Origin of the sequence: Caballeronia sp. INML1 (genome assembly GCF_023631085.1) — a bacterium.
GTDB lineage: Bacteria > Pseudomonadota > Gammaproteobacteria > Burkholderiales > Burkholderiaceae > Caballeronia > Caballeronia turbans.
Genome location: NZ_JALQDT010000053.1, coordinates 1 through 13962, shown reverse-complemented (window position 1 = coordinate 13962; position 13962 = coordinate 1). Strand labels below are relative to the sequence as shown.

Genomic DNA, 13962 nt, shown 5'->3' with positions numbered 1-13962 from the left:
CGCGCGAAGCGGTCATGCTCGAAAGATGGAATTGCGGCGGCGACGCCCAGGCTTGCGAATTCCTTGCAGCCGAAGCAATGTCGCCGATGAAGAAGCGCCGGATGCAATGTTATCCCGCCGCGGGAAACGCTGCTCGGCGACGCCTGACGCGCCCTCATTCAACGCTAATTCTTCGCGCCTACGCTTCTTCATGTGGACGGGCGGCGCTTGCCCCAGCACTTTGCGGCTCGTTTCACGTTTTTCGTAACTCCTCAGCCCTTGGGCGTCGGCCGTCATCGGACCGACGCCCTTTTTCTTCCGGCGCTCACGCGCAGCTGTCACGCACATGTCGTCTTTCAGACCGAAATCTCCGGGAATGTCGCCTAAAATCGAACGGGCAGCTGAATCGCCCCGTTCCTTTCCGAAGCGGCGCACCCGGATGATCAAATCACTGAAGAATCAACTCGTCGTCGCGCTGGGGCTGCTCGTGAGCGTGATCGGCGTCGTGCAGGGCGTGAGTTCGTATCAGTTGAGCAAGACCGGCATGAGCGCGCTCCTCGACATGCGGCTCGAACAAGTGGCGGCGCGCATGCGCGACGGCTTCGCCGAGGGCATACCGCAGAATCCCGCGCGCGGCTCGCAGGACGATCGCGATGTCGTCGTCGTCGTGTGGAAGCCCGATGCCACTTTCCCGTTCCGCACGACCGATCCGTCACTGCATTTTCCGCGCGACGCGCAAGCGGGTTTCTCCGGCGTCGAGGTCAACGACGAACATTGGCGCGTCTTCACCCGTCAGGAGCCGACGATGACCATTCAGGTCGCGCAACGTTCGTCCGTGCGCCGCGAGATCACGCAGGAAGCCGCGACGCAAACGCTCTGGCCGATCGCCGTACTGCTGCCGCTCATATGGATCGCGGTCGCGCTCGTCGTGCGGCGCTCGCTGCGTCAGTTGAACGAGCTGGGCGCGCAGGTGCGGGCCATCGACATGGGTCATCTGCAGCCGCTGCCGACCGTCGGCGTGCCGACGGAAATCACGCCCTTCATCGAGTCGATCAACACGATGATCGAGCGCCTGGCCACCTCGATCGAAAAGGAACGCAAGTTCATCGCCGACGCCGCGCACGAACTCCGCACGCCGCTCACCGCGCTTCAGCTTCAGGCCGACAATCTCGCGCCGCATATCGTCGCCGGCAATCAGGAGCGCTTTCAGGAATTGCGCAAGGGCATCGCGCGCAGCGGCAAGCTCATCGCGCAACTCTTGCGGCTCGCGCGCGCCGATGCACCGGTGAACGGCGCACCGCTCGCGCGCGTAGACCTCTCGGAAGTGGTGACGGGCGCCGTCGCCGACGTGCTGCCGATCGCGATCTCGCGCGGCATGGACATCGGCGCGGAGGAAATGGTGAACGCGCACGTGCGCGCGGTCGAGACGGACATCGGGATGGCGGTGAAGAATCTCGTGTCGAACGCGGTGCGCTATACGCCGGATGGCGGCACCATCGACCTGCGCATGCGGCGTGACGGCGACATGGTCTGGATCGACGTGATCGACAACGGCCCGGGCATCGACGAAGCACTGCTGCCGCGCGTGTTCGATCGCTTTTTCCGGGCGAATCCGGACGTGGAGGGCAGCGGGCTAGGCTTGTCCATCGTGAAGGCTATCGCCGCGCGCTACGGCGGCGACGTCACGCTGAGAAACCGCAGCGACGGCCAATCGGGCATCGTCGCTTCAATCAGCTTTCCGGTCGAAGAAGTCAGCGAAAACGTGCCTGCGCCTGTATTCAACACGTAGGGATTTGCGCGCGCTTTTACGACGATTACAATGCATTCGCTGCGCGGCACAAAGCGATCTTCACCGGTCAGTAGAAGAATTAAATAGACCGGTCGTGCGTTTGGATTTTTCGGGCCGCATTCCTAGGCGCGTGGCGCGCGCCATTCTCGCGAGGCGCGGGGTGGAACATGCGAATTCTCCTGATCGAAGACGACGTGCAGATCGGCACGAGCCTCATGCGTGCGCTCAAGGATGCCGACTATGCCGTGGACTGGGTCCGCGACGGCAACGCGGGCCGCGAGGCGATCAACGCCGCCGAATACACCGTCGTGCTGCTCGATCTCGGCTTGCCGGGCGTGACGGGCATCGAGCTGTTGCGACAGGCGCGCACGGGCGGAAACGCGACGCCGGTGCTGATCCTCACCGCGCGCGATGATGTCGACACACGCGTTCAGGGCCTCGATCTCGGCGCCGACGACTATCTGCTCAAGCCCTTCAATATGCCCGAACTCCTTGCGCGCATCCGCGCGGTGCTGCGGCGCAAGGCGGGCTACGCGGTCTCGCGTCTCGGCGACGATTCGATCTGCCTCAATCTCGACCAGCGCACGCTCACCTGCGGCGAGAATTCGGGCGTGCTGTCCGCACGTGAATTCGCGCTGATGCACGCGCTGCTCGAACGTCCCGGCACGATCTTCTCGCGCGACCAACTGGAAGACCGGCTCTATGGCTGGGGCAAGGAAGTGGAGAGCAACGCCGTGGACGTGCTGATCCATTCGGTGCGCAAGAAATTCGGCGCGGGCGTGATCCGCAACGTGCGCGGGCTCGGCTGGACCGTGATGCTCGGGCAGGCGGGCCGCGAGGAAACGAAGTAGCGCGCGTTGCATCGGCGGCGCGGCGCTCAGGGCCGATCGTGATGCCGCCCGAGGGCGCCGCAGAAATACATGCTGTAGTCGTGATCCTGCGTTTCGACCTGACGCATGCGGCGTTCGAGATCGGCGAGATCGCTCGATGATGCGAGATAGGCGTCGCGGGCCTCGTCCGGCGTGTGAATCGAGAAGAGATGGTCGATGGACTGCGAAAGACGTGCAAACATGATGTGCTCCCGTCGTTGAAAAAAGGCCGATATGAGTGGGGCCGACGAAAGCAGGTTATGCCCGGCGAATTAGAAAGGAATGAGAGCGCAATCGCATGCCTTCGATGCGCGATTGCGCCCTTCGCATGACGAAGCGTTCGCCAACGCACCGTGAATCCGATCGCACTGCGGGCAGGCACTGCCGCGCCGCACCATCCCGTGCTATCGTGCTTTTATACGGGTTACATGCGGGTTTCGATACGAAACGCCGTGCGTCATCCGCGTTCGTCGATCGTCTCTCGTGAAGGCCGCCATGAACGATGTGTCTCGTATCCTCAGTGCCCGCGACCGCGTCGAGTTGCTCTGCTGGCTCACGTGCGGCAGTCTCGGCGCGTATTACCTGAATGGCGACTGGCCTGCCGCCTCGTTTCACGTGCAGGCCGCGCATAAATGGCTCGACCGGCATCAGCGCCTCGCGGACTGGCTCACGGTCGCCAAGCTCGCCGCCATTGCACGCGAGATCGCCACGCAGCATTGCGCGCTGCTCGAAGCGGACTGGGCGCGCGACGCCGTCGAGGAAATCCTCGACAGTGAAGACCTCAACTATCAATCGGATGTCGTCCGGCAGGTCTTCGACGATTGCCGCCGCGCACTCGCCGAAAAGCGCACGCCGGAATGACGTGCTCGCGCGCACGGGCAGGCTCTAGCGCGAATTACTGTATGGATGTACAGTAAGCCATTTTTATTGCCTGGCGGCACTGCCTTAGCATGTTCGGTGCGTTCTCCTCTGTCGATTTCGCCTTGAGCGCGTCTCGTTGCGCAGCGACGTTCTGATCGCCGCAATGGACACGCCGTCTCCGACACCCGCGCCGCGCCGCATCGCGCATCTCGACATGGATGCGTTCTTCGCGTCGGTCGAACTCCTGCGTTATCCCGAACTGCGCGGCATGCCCGTCGTGGTCGGCGGCGGCCGCAGCGCCACGCCCGAGACGCTCCCCGACGGCTCGCGCCGCTTCAGGCGCCTGCGCGATTACGCGGGCCGCGGCGTCGTGACCACATCCACTTACGAGGCGCGCAAGTTCGGCGTCTTTTCCGCAATGGGCATGATGAAGGCCGCGCAGCTCGCGCCCGACGCGATCCTTCTGCCGACCGACTTCGAGTCCTATCGCCACTACTCGCGCCTCTTCAAGGCCGCGATCGCGACGTTTACGACGCAGATCGAGAATCGCGGCATCGACGAGATTTATATCGACGTCAGCGATCTGCCTGGCGAGCCGGCCGATATCGGTCAGCGGATGAAGGACGCCGTGCGCGAGGCGACCGGGCTCACGTGCTCGATCTGCATCGCGCCGAACAAGCTGCTCGCAAAGATCGGCTCCGAGCTCGACAAGCCCGACGGCCTCACCATCCTCACGATGGCCGACCTGCCGACGCGCATCTGGCCGCTCGCCGCGCGCAAGGTGAACGGCATCGGCCCGAAGGCGAGCGAAAAACTCGCGGCGCTCGGCATCGTCACTGTGGGCGATATCGCCGCCGCCGATCCCGGGTTCCTGCAGACGCACTTCGGCGGCACGTATGCCGCATGGCTCGCGCGCATCGCGCAGGGACAGGACGAGCGGCCTGTCGTCGTGAGTTCGACACCCAAGTCGATGAGCCGCGAGACCACGTTCGAGCGCGACTTTCATCCGAAGCAGGATCGCGCGACGCTCTCCGCGGAGTTCACGGGCCTGTGCACGCGTGTCGCCGAGGACTTGCAGCGCAAAGGCTATGTCGGGCGCACGGTGGGCATCAAGCTGCGCTTCGACGACTTTCGCACCGTGACGCGCGATCTCACCGTGCCTGTTGCGACCGCTGATCCGGTCGAGATCCGCCGCGCCGCGACCGAATGCCTGAAGCGAATCGTGCTCGATCGCCGCATCCGGTTGCTTGGCGTGCGCGTCAGCGCGCTCGCGGGGCGCGATGAGAGTGGTTTCGCCGAGCCGGTGCAGGTCGAATTACCGTTCGACGCCGCCGGCGACTAAGCGTTTCCCCGTACGGCGCACTCGTCACCCAATGCCTATTAGGCTGATCAATACAGAAGTCTTTCATTGGTTCACCGCTCTGAGCGGGCTTTATCGCAGCGGCGCATAACGAAAGCTCGGATCCTTCGTTGCCGGCTCAATCGACGCGCGTTAGATTGTTCGCTTCCCCGAAGTTATCGATGGTTATCGATTCGACCGTGACGATTCAGACCGCTTTCAATCCCGCTCTCGCTTCCCTTGCCACATCCCGCGAAGCCGCCGATCAACCCATCGAGATTCGCCAGTTCGACGCGCCGCTCGGCGCCGAAGTGATCGGGCTCGATCTGTCGAAGCCGATATCGAAAGCCGATTTCGCGCGCATTCACCGCGCGCACCTGGATCATCACGTGCTCGTGTTTCGCGATCAGCGGATCACGCCCGATGAGCAGGTCGCGTTCAGCAAGCGTTTCGGCCCGTTGCAGATTCACGTGCTGCATCAGTTCGCGCTCGCGGGACATCCGGAAGTGCTGATCGTGTCGAACATCGTCGAGAACGGCAAGCCGATCGGCCTCGGCGATGCAGGCCATTTCTGGCACTCGGATCTCTCGTACAAGGACAAGCCGAGTCTCGGGTCACTTTTGCATGCGCAGGAATTGCCCACGGTCGGCGGCGACACGCTCTTTGCGAACCAGCATCTCGCGTGGGACACGCTGCCCGTGCATCTGCGCGATGCGGTCGAAGGCCGTGCGGCCGAGCACACGTATCTCGCCAAATACGCCGAGCTGCAACAGCGCAGCCCATGGCGGCCCAATCTTTCGGCGGAGCAGATCGCGCAGGTCAAGCCGGTCACGCATCCGATCGTGCGCACGCATCCGGAAACCGGGCGCCGCGCGCTCTTCGTCAGCGAGCATTTCACGACGCGCGTGATCGGCTTGCCCGAAGACGAAAGCCGCGCCTTGCTCGCGGAACTGTTCGCGCACAGCACGCGGCCAGAGTTCATCTATCGCCATCAATGGCGCGAGAGCGACATGGTGTTCTGGGACAACCGCTCGGTCATGCATCTCGCGGCGGGCACGCCCGACGATCAGCGCCGCAAGCTGTATCGCACGACCATCGAAGGCGACGCGCCTTTCTAAATACGAATATCGCTTCATTCACGGGGTTTTTCGATGCATTCTCGATCAGGGAAGGGCGCGCCGCGCGCCTTCATGGCCGCGCTCGCGGTCTCGCTCGGCATCACGTCGGCGAGCGCGCATGCGGAAGGCACATTGCGTATCGCCGAGCAGTTCGGTGTCGTCTATCTGTTGCTCAATGTGGCGCGCGATCAGAAGTTCATCGAGCAGGAAGGCAAGAAAGAAGGCCTTGATATCAAGGTCGATTGGGCGAAGCTGTCGGGCGGTTCGAGCGTGAACGACGCGCTGCTGTCCGGCTCGGTCGATATCGCGGCGGCGGGCGTCGGCCCCTTGCTGACGATCTGGGACCGTACGCACGGACGGCAGAACGTGAAGGGCGTCGCGTCGCTGGGCAATTTTCCGTATTACCTCGTATCGAACGATCCGCGCGTGAAGACCATCGCCGATTTCAGCGAAAAGGACCGCATCGCGGTGCCGGCGGTCGGCGTGTCCGTACAGTCGCGCATCCTGCAATATGCGGCGGCCAAGCAATGGGGCGACAAGCAATATGATCGCCTGGACAAGCTCACGCAGGCCGTGCCGCATCCCGATGCGACCGCGGCGATCATCGCGGGCGGCACGGAGATCAATGCGCACTTCGGCAATCCGCCGTTTCAGCAGCAGGAACTCGCGGGCAATCCGAAAGCGCATATCGTGCTCAATTCATACGATGTCCTCGGCGGCCCGAGTTCCGCGACCGTGCTCTACGCGACCGAGAAGTTCCGCAACGAGAATCCGAAGACATATCGCGCGTTCGTCGCCGGTCTCGCCGATGCCGCGCGCTACATCACGCAGCATCCCGATCAGGCCGCCGATATCTATCTGCGCGTGAACAACGCGAAAATCGATCGTGATCTGCTCATCAAGGTGATCAAGGATCCGTCGGTGCAATTCAAGGTCGCGCCGCAAAACACGTTCGCGCTTGCGCAGTTCATGCATCGCGTCGGCGCGATCAAGAACGAGCCGAAGTCGTGGCAGGACTACTTCTTCTCCGATCCCGCGACGAAGGACGGAAGCTGAACAGGCGCGCTTATCGGCGAGCGCGAATTGGATATGCGCATTGATTGGTTCGCTCGAGACGAGCGCGCCGGTATCGTGTTCGTTTGCCATCCAGCAGACAGATCATGGCCGCCAATCCCCAAGCGCTTTATTCACAGGAAGCCGATCGTCACACTTCCATGAGCGGCAAGCTTCTGAGCGCGAAGAACGTCACGCTCGAATACCGCACGCCCGAGCGTCTCGTGCGCGCGACGCACGATGTCAGTTTCGATGTGTACGGCGCCGACCGCTTCGTGCTGCTCGGGCCGTCGGGCTGCGGTAAGTCCACCTTGCTCAAGGCCGTCGCCGGTTTCATCGAGCCTGTCGCGGGCAGCATCGAAATCGGCGGCGAGCGCGTGCGCGGGCCGGGCGCGGATCGCATCGTCGTGTTTCAGGAATTCGACCAGTTGCCGCCGTGGAAGACGGTTCTCCAAAACGTCGCCTTCCCGTTGCGCGTCGCGCGCAAGCTCGGCCGCGCCGAAGCGCGTGAGCGCGCGCTGCATTATCTCGACAAGGTCGGCCTCGCCAAATTCGCCGACGCTTATCCGCACACGCTATCGGGCGGCATGAAGCAGCGCGTCGCCATTGCGCGCGCGCTCGCGATGCAGCCGCGCGTGCTCCTGATGGACGAGCCCTTCGCCGCGCTCGATGCGCTCACGCGCCGCCGCATGCAGGAAGAGCTGTTGCGCCTGTGGAGCGACGAGCGCTTCACGTTGCTGTTCGTCACGCATTCGATCGAGGAAGCGCTCATCATCGGCAATCGCATTCTGCTGCTGACGCCGCATCCGGGGCGCGTGCGCGCTGAACTGAACAGTCATCAATACACGCAGGAAAGCATGGGTCGCGGAGAGTTTCAGCAAAGCGTTGCGCGCATTCATCGTCTGCTGTTCGAAGAGGAGGCGCAATGAGCACGCCGCATCTGATCGTGCCGCCCGTGCGGCCCGAATACGAAGTCACGCCCGCCGCGCTTGCCGGGGTCGAACACGAAGCGCCGCTGCCGCTTGCGAAGCGGCTTGCGGATCGCGCGTGGCTGCGCAAGTCCATCATCGCGATCGTGTTGATCGCGATCTGGGAAATCGCCGCGCGCGCCGTCGATAACGATCTCCTGCTGCCGACTTTCAGCGCGACTTTCGTCGCGTTCGTGCAGGGCATTGCGTCGGGCGAGCTGATCGCGAAGGTCGGCATTTCGATGTCGGTATTGCTGCGCGGCTATGCGCTCGGCGCAGCGCTCGCGTTCGTGCTGACGTCGCTTGCGGTATCGACGCGCATCGGCCGCGACATCCTTTCTATGCTCACGGCGATGTTCAATCCGCTGCCGTCCATCGCACTGTTGCCGCTCGCGTTGCTGTGGTTCGGCCTCGGGACGGGAAGCCTGCTCTTCGTGCTCGTGCATTCGGTGTTGTGGCCGCTCGCGCTCAATACGTATTCCGGATTCCAGGCGGTGCCTTCGACCTTGCGCATGACCGGCCGCAACTACGGTCTCACCGGCATGCGTCATGTGATGCTGATCCTCGTGCCCGCCGCGATGCCGTCGATTCTCGCGGGGCTGCGCGTCGGCTGGGCATTCGCGTGGCGCACGCTGATCGCGGCGGAGCTCGTGTTCGGCGCGAGCTCGGGCAAGGGCGGCCTCGGCTGGTACATCTTCCAGAATCGCAACGAGCTTTACACGGATCGCGTGTTCGCCGGGCTCGCCGCGGTCATCGTGATCGGCCTCGCCGTCGAGCATCTCGTGTTCGATACCGTCGAGCGCGTCACGGTGCGTCGCTGGGGCGTGCAGCAATAACCGCGATCAATTTCCGTCGCGAATGAAGTCGATGAATGCGCGCAGCGGCCCCGGCATGTGCGCGCGGCTCGGATAGTAGAGCCGCGGGCCGGTGAAACTCTGCCACCACGGCTTGAGCACCGGCACGAGCGCGCCGGCGTCGATCGCCTCGCGCACGAATTCGTCGAACGTATAGACGAGACCCAGCCCGGCGATCGCCGCGCTTCTGCTTATTTCGATCGACGACGTGACGAGCGGACCCTGCGGTGCGATGCGCATCACTTCCTTGCCGCGCATGAATTCCCACACCGCCAGCACGCCGCTGTCGAAGCGATGCCCGATGCACGCGTGGTTCACGAGATCGCGCGGATGTTTCGGCTCGCCGTGCGCGGCGAGATAGGACGGCGCCGCAACCGCGACGAAGCGCTGCGTGCGCGGCCCGATCGGCACCGCGATCATGTCGCGCTCGATGCGCTCGTCGTAGCGAATGCCCGCATCGAAACCGGCGGCGAGCACGTCGATGAACGTATCGGTTGCGCTGATTTCCAGCTTGATGCCCGGATGCGCCGTCAAAAAGCGCGCGACGATGGGCGGCAGTATTTCGCGCGAGACGATCCTCGGCACGTTTAGCCGCAGCGTGCCGGTCGGGCTGTCGCGAAAGTGGTTGACGGTATCGAGCGCGCCCGCGATTTCCGCGAAGGCGGGCGCAAGGCGTTCGATCAGCCGCTCGCCCGCTTCGGTCGGCGTGACGCTACGCGTCGTGCGATTGAGAAGGCGCACGCCCAGCCGTGTTTCGAGCCTGCGGATCGCCTCGCTCAGCGACGACGCCGACACGCCGCGCAACAGCGCCGCCTGCCTGAAGCCGCGCGAGCGCGCGACGGCCAGAAACGCGTGAAGGTCCGACAAATCCGGCTCGTCCATGGTTTGCTCATTGTTCGCATGGGCGCACAGCCCATTCGCATTGAGGCGGATTATCGCACGTGTCAATTGCTCCCATAATCCTCTCCACGTCCTTCAGGAGAGAACCATCATGGAACAACGCAGACTCGGGAAGACCGGACCGCAATCGTCGGCCATCGGGCTCGGATGTATGGGCATGTCGGGCATGTACGGGCCATCGGATCGCGCGGAGAGCATCGCGACGATTCACGCGGCGCTCGAAGTGGGCATCACGCTGCTCGACACCGGCGACTTCTACGGCATGGGCCACAACGAAATGCTGATCGGCGAGGCGCTGAAAAGCGCGCCGCCTTCACGGCGCGATTCGGCGATTGTGAGCGTCAAGTTCGGCGGCATGCGCGACCCGGCCGGCAATTTCATCGGGTTCGACGGACGTCCCGTTGCCGTGAAGAACGCGCTCGCGTACACGTTGCAGCGGCTCGGCGTCGACCATATCGACATCTTCCGCCCCGCGCGGCTCGATGCGAACGTGCCGGTCGAAGATACCGTCAGCGCCATCGCCGACATGATCGAGGCGGGCTATGTGCGTCATGTCGGGCTGTCGGAAGTGGGCGCGGAAACGATCCGCAAGGCGGCGGCCGTGCATCCGGTGTGCGATCTGCAAATCGAGTATTCGCTGATCTCGCGCGGCATCGAGGACGCGATCCTTGCGGCATGCAGGGAACTCGGCATCGGCATCACGGCGTATGGCGTGCTGTCGCGGGGGCTCATCAGCGGACACTGGAGGAAGGACGCCGCGCAAGCGGGCGACTGGCGCGCGAACAGTCCGCGCTTTCAGCAAGGCAATGTCGAACGCAATCTCGCGCTCGTCGATGCGCTGCGCAAGATCGCGGATGCGAAAAGCGTGAGCGTCGCGCAGATCGCCATTGCATGGGTGCTGGCGCAGGGCGATGACATCGTTCCCGTGATCGGCGCACGCCGCCGCGATCGCCTGACGGAATCGCTCGGCGCGCTCGACGTGACGCTCACGAAGGATGACTTCGCCGCGATCGAAGCGGCGGTGCCGAGGGGCGCGGCGGCGGGCGATCGCTATGAGGCCGTGCAGATGGCGCACCTCGACAGCGAGAAAAACTAAGCGCTCATCGTGCGCGCAGAAACACCCACGCATTGAACGCGGCGCCGGCGAACATCAGCACGCTCGTCATCGCGAAGACGGAGTGCATGCCCGAATGCGCGGCGATGAAGCCGCCCGCGAGCGGTCCCGTCACCTGCCCGATGTATTGCGCCGATGTCGCGTAGCCGAGGATGTATCCGGCTGCGTGATCGGGCACGTTGTGACGCACGACGCTCGTGATCGCGGGCAGCAGGCCGCCCAAAGCGAGGCCCATCAGAAAGCGCAGCACGACGAGCTGCGTGCCGTTGGTGACGAACATCTGCGGAATCAGCAGCACGCCGCAGACGGCAAGACACGCGACGATCACCTTCGGTGCGCCGATGCGATCCGCAAGCCGTCCGACGCGCGGCGCCGCGAGCACGCTGCCGAGCGCGGCGGCCGACATCACGAAGCCCGCGACGAGCGTGACCTGCTTCGCGTCCTTCACGAGTTGCGCCACGTACACCGTGATGATCGGCTCGATCGACATGTTCGCGAACATGAGGAGCATCGCGCTCACGAGCATCGCGATGACGGGCGTAAGCAGCGGCACGTCGCGCCAGCCGCCGCGAGGCCTTGTCTTCGCGTGATCGGGCGCGCGGCGCGCTTCCTTGACGAGCAGCGTCGTCATGATGAACGAGCAGAAGATGAGGCCGCCCGCGAGAAAGAACGTCGCGCGTATGCCGATCAGTCCCGGCAGGAGTCCGCCGACGAGCGGTCCGACGAGATTGCCGGCCATCATGCCGGCCGCGTGCGTGCCGAGCGCCCATGCGGTGCGGTGCTTCGGCGTCTGCGTTGCAATCATCACGATGGCGCCGCTCGCATAGCCGCCGACGAGCCCCGCGAGAAAGCGCATCGCCACGAGTTGCCAGACGGTCTGTACGACGCCGAGCAGGGACATCGTGATCGCCATGCCGAGGCTCGCGCGGATCAGGATCGGCTTGCGGCCGTAGCGGTCGGCGAGACGCCCCCATAGCGGCGCGACGAGCCCCGCCGCGAGAAACGTCGCGCCGAAAGCGACGCCGGACCATTGCACCGCCGCGTCCACCGACGAGGCCCCGAGCTGCTGCACATAGAGCGGCAGGAAGGGCAGGAGCAGCGTCATCGCCATGATGGTGGTGAACGAGCCGAATACGCAGACGTAGAGATTGCGCTGCCAGTGAGCGGAGCCTTCGGACATGGATGCAAGGAGGTCGCGGAGTTCGCGTGACTTTCGCAGATTTTGCGCCGATGCGCTCGCGCACGTTGCGGCACGCAAACTGCGACGCGTGTACGATCGATCCCGATCCACCGATGGAGAGACGCCGAGTGAAAATCGCGACCTTCAACATCAACGGCATTCGTCCGCGTCTCGACGCCTTGTTGAAATGGCTCGAACGCGAGTCGCCCGATATCGTCTGTCTGCAGGAATTGAAAGCGACGGATGCGCAGTTTCCCGCCGATGCGATCGCGAGCGCGGGCTATGGCGCGCTATGGCACGGACAGCAGTCGTGGAACGGCGTGGCGATTCTCGCGAAGGATGCCGAGCCGGTGCTGGTCCGGCGCGGGCTGCCCGGCTACGAGGACGACACGCATAGCCGTTATATCGAAGCGGCCGTGGGCGGATTGCTGATCGGTTGTCTGTATCTTCCGAACGGCAATCCGCAGCCGGGCCCGAAGTTCGACTACAAGCTCGCGTGGTTCGAGCGTTTCAATGCGCACGCGAAAGCGTTGTTCGACAGCGGTCATCCCGTCGTGCTCGCGGGCGATTACAACGTCGTGCCCACCGACGAGGATATCTACAACACGCGCTCGTGGCTGAAGGACGCGCTCCTGCAGCCCGAAAGCCGCGCGGCATATGCGGATCTCCTTGCGCAAGGCTGGACGGATGCGTTGCGCAAGACGTTTCCCGACGAGCGCATCTATACGTTCTGGGATTACTTCCGCAATCACTGGCAGACCAACTCGGGCCTGCGCATCGATCATATTTTGCTCAGCAAGGATCTGGCGAAGAAGCTCGAGAGCGCGGGCGTGGATACATGGGTGCGCGGCGAGCCGCATGCGAGCGATCATGCGCCGACATGGGTCACGCTCAAGCTCGGGCGCACGCGCAGGAAAGCGGCGGGCGCTTAGGCTTGCAGCGTGTCCCGCGCCGGTTGCAGCGAGGAGAGGAATTGCATGACGTGCTCGCGGCCGCCCATCGTCCAGACGTCGAGATGATCGGCGTCTTCGATGAGCGCGAGGCGCTTGTCGCCGCGTGCGGCGTCGAAGAGGCGCTGGAAGTGCGCGGGCGGGATCACCCCGTCTTTGGTGCCGCCGTAGATCAGAAGCGGCGCGCGCACCGATGCGATCTTCGAAAGGCTATCGTAGCGATCGCGTGCGAGCAGCCGCACCGGGAAGAGCCGGAATCGCATCGCCGCCACATCGACGATGCTCGTGAACGGGGCTTCGAGCATCAACGCGTTGATTTTTGCTTCGCTCGCGAGCTGCACGGCGACGCCCGAGCCGAGCGAATAGCCGTGCAGCACGATGTTCGATGAACGCGCCGATGCATAGGCGTAGGCGGCGCGTGCATCGGCATAGAGGCCGGCTTCGTGCGGCCTGCCGGGGTTGCCGCCGTAGCCGCGGTATTCGGCGAGGAGCACGCCGTAGCCTGCTTCGATCAGCTCGAGCGCGATGTGGCCGCGTTGGGCGAGGTCTTCGCCATTGCCGTGGAAGAGGATGATTGTCGAGGCGGTTTTTTGTTTGGGTGCTTTGTAGCGGACGGTCAGGGTGAGTTCGTCTTCGGTTTTTATGCGGACCGCTTCGGTTTGCTCCTCCAGTTCCGCGTTCTTGAAAGCTTCGATCTTTTCCAATGGATAGACCAGGCGGCCTTGTAGCCAATAGAGTCCCGCCAAGGCAATGGCGTAGAGCAGCGCGATCGCTGTCAGAAGAATCCAGAGGGTTTCTGGCATTTGTTTTTGAGGGCGAGGGCGGAGGTGGGGGCTTTCCTATGGTAGTGGGTTTGCTTTTTGTGCGTTTGTACGGTGGATTGCTTTTGGGTTTCGTTTTTCGCCGGATCCCGTTTTCGTATTGGTTTATTAGCGTTGCCCCTATGCGGGGCGGCAGTCACTTTCTTTGCTGCTGCAAAGAAAGTGAC

Annotated in this window: 16 protein-coding genes; 10 read left to right on the top strand and 6 right to left on the bottom strand. The window is 63.7% G+C overall.

Features of this window, described 5'->3' with window-relative positions; all coding sequences use genetic code 11:
• Positions 1-12: 12 nt before the first annotated feature.
• Positions 13-426 (bottom strand): hypothetical protein, encoded by a 414-nt coding sequence (locus NCR38_RS19710; RefSeq protein WP_143756416.1) that lies wholly within the window; start codon positions 424-426, stop codon positions 13-15.
• Between NCR38_RS19710 and NCR38_RS19705 the strand changes: the two genes are divergently transcribed.
• The gene (locus NCR38_RS19705; RefSeq protein WP_061120753.1) at positions 419-1768 is read left to right on the top strand and encodes an ATP-binding protein; all 1350 of its coding nucleotides are present in this window, start codon (positions 419-421) and stop codon (positions 1766-1768) included. The two genes, NCR38_RS19710 and NCR38_RS19705, sit on opposite strands and share 8 nt — an antisense overlap.
• A 167-nt stretch (positions 1769-1935) precedes the next feature.
• Complete coding sequence (locus NCR38_RS19700) at positions 1936-2619, top strand: response regulator transcription factor (protein ID WP_061120754.1); 684 nt, start codon at positions 1936-1938, stop codon at positions 2617-2619.
• Positions 2620-2645: 26 nt separating this feature from the next.
• Here NCR38_RS19700 and NCR38_RS19695 read toward each other — a convergent pair whose 3' ends face one another.
• Entirely contained in the window at positions 2646-2840 is a 195-nt protein-coding gene (locus NCR38_RS19695; protein WP_061120755.1) for a DUF3563 family protein, read from the bottom strand.
• A 292-nt stretch (positions 2841-3132) separates the two neighbouring features.
• On the opposite strand from NCR38_RS19695, the gene NCR38_RS19690 reads away from it, so the two are divergent.
• From NCR38_RS19690 to NCR38_RS19665, 6 genes are all read left to right on the top strand, one after another.
• A complete protein-coding gene (locus tag NCR38_RS19690) occupies positions 3133-3498 on the top strand; it encodes a hypothetical protein (RefSeq protein WP_061120756.1) in 366 nt (121 codons plus the stop codon).
• 163 nt (positions 3499-3661) lie between these two features.
• Complete coding sequence (gene dinB, locus NCR38_RS19685) at positions 3662-4840, top strand: DNA polymerase IV (RefSeq protein ID WP_061120788.1); 1179 nt, start codon at positions 3662-3664, stop codon at positions 4838-4840.
• Positions 4841-5019: 179 nt separating this feature from the next.
• The gene (locus NCR38_RS19680; RefSeq protein ID WP_061120757.1) at positions 5020-5955 is read left to right on the top strand and encodes a TauD/TfdA family dioxygenase; all 936 of its coding nucleotides are present in this window, start codon (positions 5020-5022) and stop codon (positions 5953-5955) included.
• Positions 5956-5988: 33 nt separating this feature from the next.
• The gene (locus NCR38_RS19675; RefSeq protein WP_061120758.1) at positions 5989-7011 is read left to right on the top strand and encodes an ABC transporter substrate-binding protein; all 1023 of its coding nucleotides are present in this window, start codon (positions 5989-5991) and stop codon (positions 7009-7011) included.
• Positions 7012-7115: 104 nt separating this feature from the next.
• Positions 7116-7937: an ABC transporter ATP-binding protein gene (locus tag NCR38_RS19670; protein ID WP_061120759.1), complete on the top strand. Its 822-nt coding sequence runs from the start codon at positions 7116-7118 to the stop codon at positions 7935-7937.
• Complete coding sequence (locus NCR38_RS19665; protein WP_061120760.1) at positions 7934-8812, top strand: ABC transporter permease; 879 nt, start codon at positions 7934-7936, stop codon at positions 8810-8812. The genes NCR38_RS19670 and NCR38_RS19665 overlap by 4 nt, the downstream gene beginning before the upstream one ends.
• A gap of 6 nt (positions 8813-8818) precedes the next feature.
• On the opposite strand, the gene NCR38_RS19660 is transcribed toward NCR38_RS19665, so the two are convergent.
• Positions 8819-9712: a LysR family transcriptional regulator gene (locus tag NCR38_RS19660; protein WP_061120761.1), complete on the bottom strand. Its 894-nt coding sequence runs from the start codon at positions 9710-9712 to the stop codon at positions 8819-8821.
• Positions 9713-9821: 109 nt separating this feature from the next.
• Between NCR38_RS19660 and NCR38_RS19655 the strand changes: the two genes are divergently transcribed.
• The gene (locus NCR38_RS19655) at positions 9822-10826 is read left to right on the top strand and encodes an aldo/keto reductase (RefSeq protein ID WP_061120762.1); all 1005 of its coding nucleotides are present in this window, start codon (positions 9822-9824) and stop codon (positions 10824-10826) included.
• A 4-nt stretch (positions 10827-10830) separates the two neighbouring features.
• Here NCR38_RS19655 and NCR38_RS19650 read toward each other — a convergent pair whose 3' ends face one another.
• Positions 10831-12024: an MFS transporter gene (locus NCR38_RS19650; RefSeq protein WP_061120763.1), complete on the bottom strand. Its 1194-nt coding sequence runs from the start codon at positions 12022-12024 to the stop codon at positions 10831-10833.
• A gap of 113 nt (positions 12025-12137) precedes the next feature.
• On the opposite strand from NCR38_RS19650, the gene NCR38_RS19645 reads away from it, so the two are divergent.
• Positions 12138-12956 carry an exodeoxyribonuclease III gene (locus NCR38_RS19645; protein WP_061120789.1) on the top strand — a complete coding sequence of 273 codons (819 nt, stop codon included), beginning with the start codon at positions 12138-12140 and terminating at the stop codon, positions 12954-12956.
• Here the strand turns inward: NCR38_RS19645 and NCR38_RS19640 are convergent.
• Positions 12953-13777 (bottom strand): alpha/beta hydrolase, encoded by an 825-nt coding sequence (locus NCR38_RS19640; RefSeq protein ID WP_061120764.1) that lies wholly within the window; start codon positions 13775-13777, stop codon positions 12953-12955. The two genes, NCR38_RS19645 and NCR38_RS19640, sit on opposite strands and share 4 nt — an antisense overlap.
• Positions 13750-13962: hypothetical protein (locus tag NCR38_RS19635; RefSeq protein ID WP_250477506.1), on the bottom strand; the 213-nt coding region annotated here is incomplete at its 5' end. The genes NCR38_RS19635 and NCR38_RS19640, both read right to left, overlap by 28 nt.

Excerpts from the sequence above, each read along its gene's own strand:
- NCR38_RS19705 (WP_061120753.1), top strand. The coding sequence starts at position 419 with ATGATCAAATCACTGAAGAATCAACTCGTCGTCGCGCTGGGGCTGCTC.
- NCR38_RS19700 (WP_061120754.1), top strand. The coding sequence starts at position 1,936 with ATGCGAATTCTCCTGATCGAAGACGACGTGCAGATCGGCACGAGCCTC.
- NCR38_RS19695 (WP_061120755.1), bottom strand. The coding sequence starts at position 2,840 with ATGTTTGCACGTCTTTCGCAGTCCATCGACCATCTCTTCTCGATTCAC.
- NCR38_RS19690 (WP_061120756.1), top strand. The coding sequence starts at position 3,133 with ATGAACGATGTGTCTCGTATCCTCAGTGCCCGCGACCGCGTCGAGTTG.
- dinB (WP_061120788.1), top strand. The coding sequence starts at position 3,662 with ATGGACACGCCGTCTCCGACACCCGCGCCGCGCCGCATCGCGCATCTC.
- NCR38_RS19680 (WP_061120757.1), top strand. The coding sequence starts at position 5,020 with ATGGTTATCGATTCGACCGTGACGATTCAGACCGCTTTCAATCCCGCT.
- NCR38_RS19675 (WP_061120758.1), top strand. The coding sequence starts at position 5,989 with ATGCATTCTCGATCAGGGAAGGGCGCGCCGCGCGCCTTCATGGCCGCG.
- NCR38_RS19670 (WP_061120759.1), top strand. The coding sequence starts at position 7,116 with ATGGCCGCCAATCCCCAAGCGCTTTATTCACAGGAAGCCGATCGTCAC.
- NCR38_RS19665 (WP_061120760.1), top strand. The coding sequence starts at position 7,934 with ATGAGCACGCCGCATCTGATCGTGCCGCCCGTGCGGCCCGAATACGAA.
- NCR38_RS19660 (WP_061120761.1), bottom strand. The coding sequence starts at position 9,712 with ATGGACGAGCCGGATTTGTCGGACCTTCACGCGTTTCTGGCCGTCGCG.
- NCR38_RS19655 (WP_061120762.1), top strand. The coding sequence starts at position 9,822 with ATGGAACAACGCAGACTCGGGAAGACCGGACCGCAATCGTCGGCCATC.
- NCR38_RS19650 (WP_061120763.1), bottom strand. The coding sequence starts at position 12,024 with ATGTCCGAAGGCTCCGCTCACTGGCAGCGCAATCTCTACGTCTGCGTA.
- NCR38_RS19645 (WP_061120789.1), top strand. The coding sequence starts at position 12,138 with ATGGAGAGACGCCGAGTGAAAATCGCGACCTTCAACATCAACGGCATT.
- NCR38_RS19640 (WP_061120764.1), bottom strand. The coding sequence starts at position 13,777 with ATGCCAGAAACCCTCTGGATTCTTCTGACAGCGATCGCGCTGCTCTAC.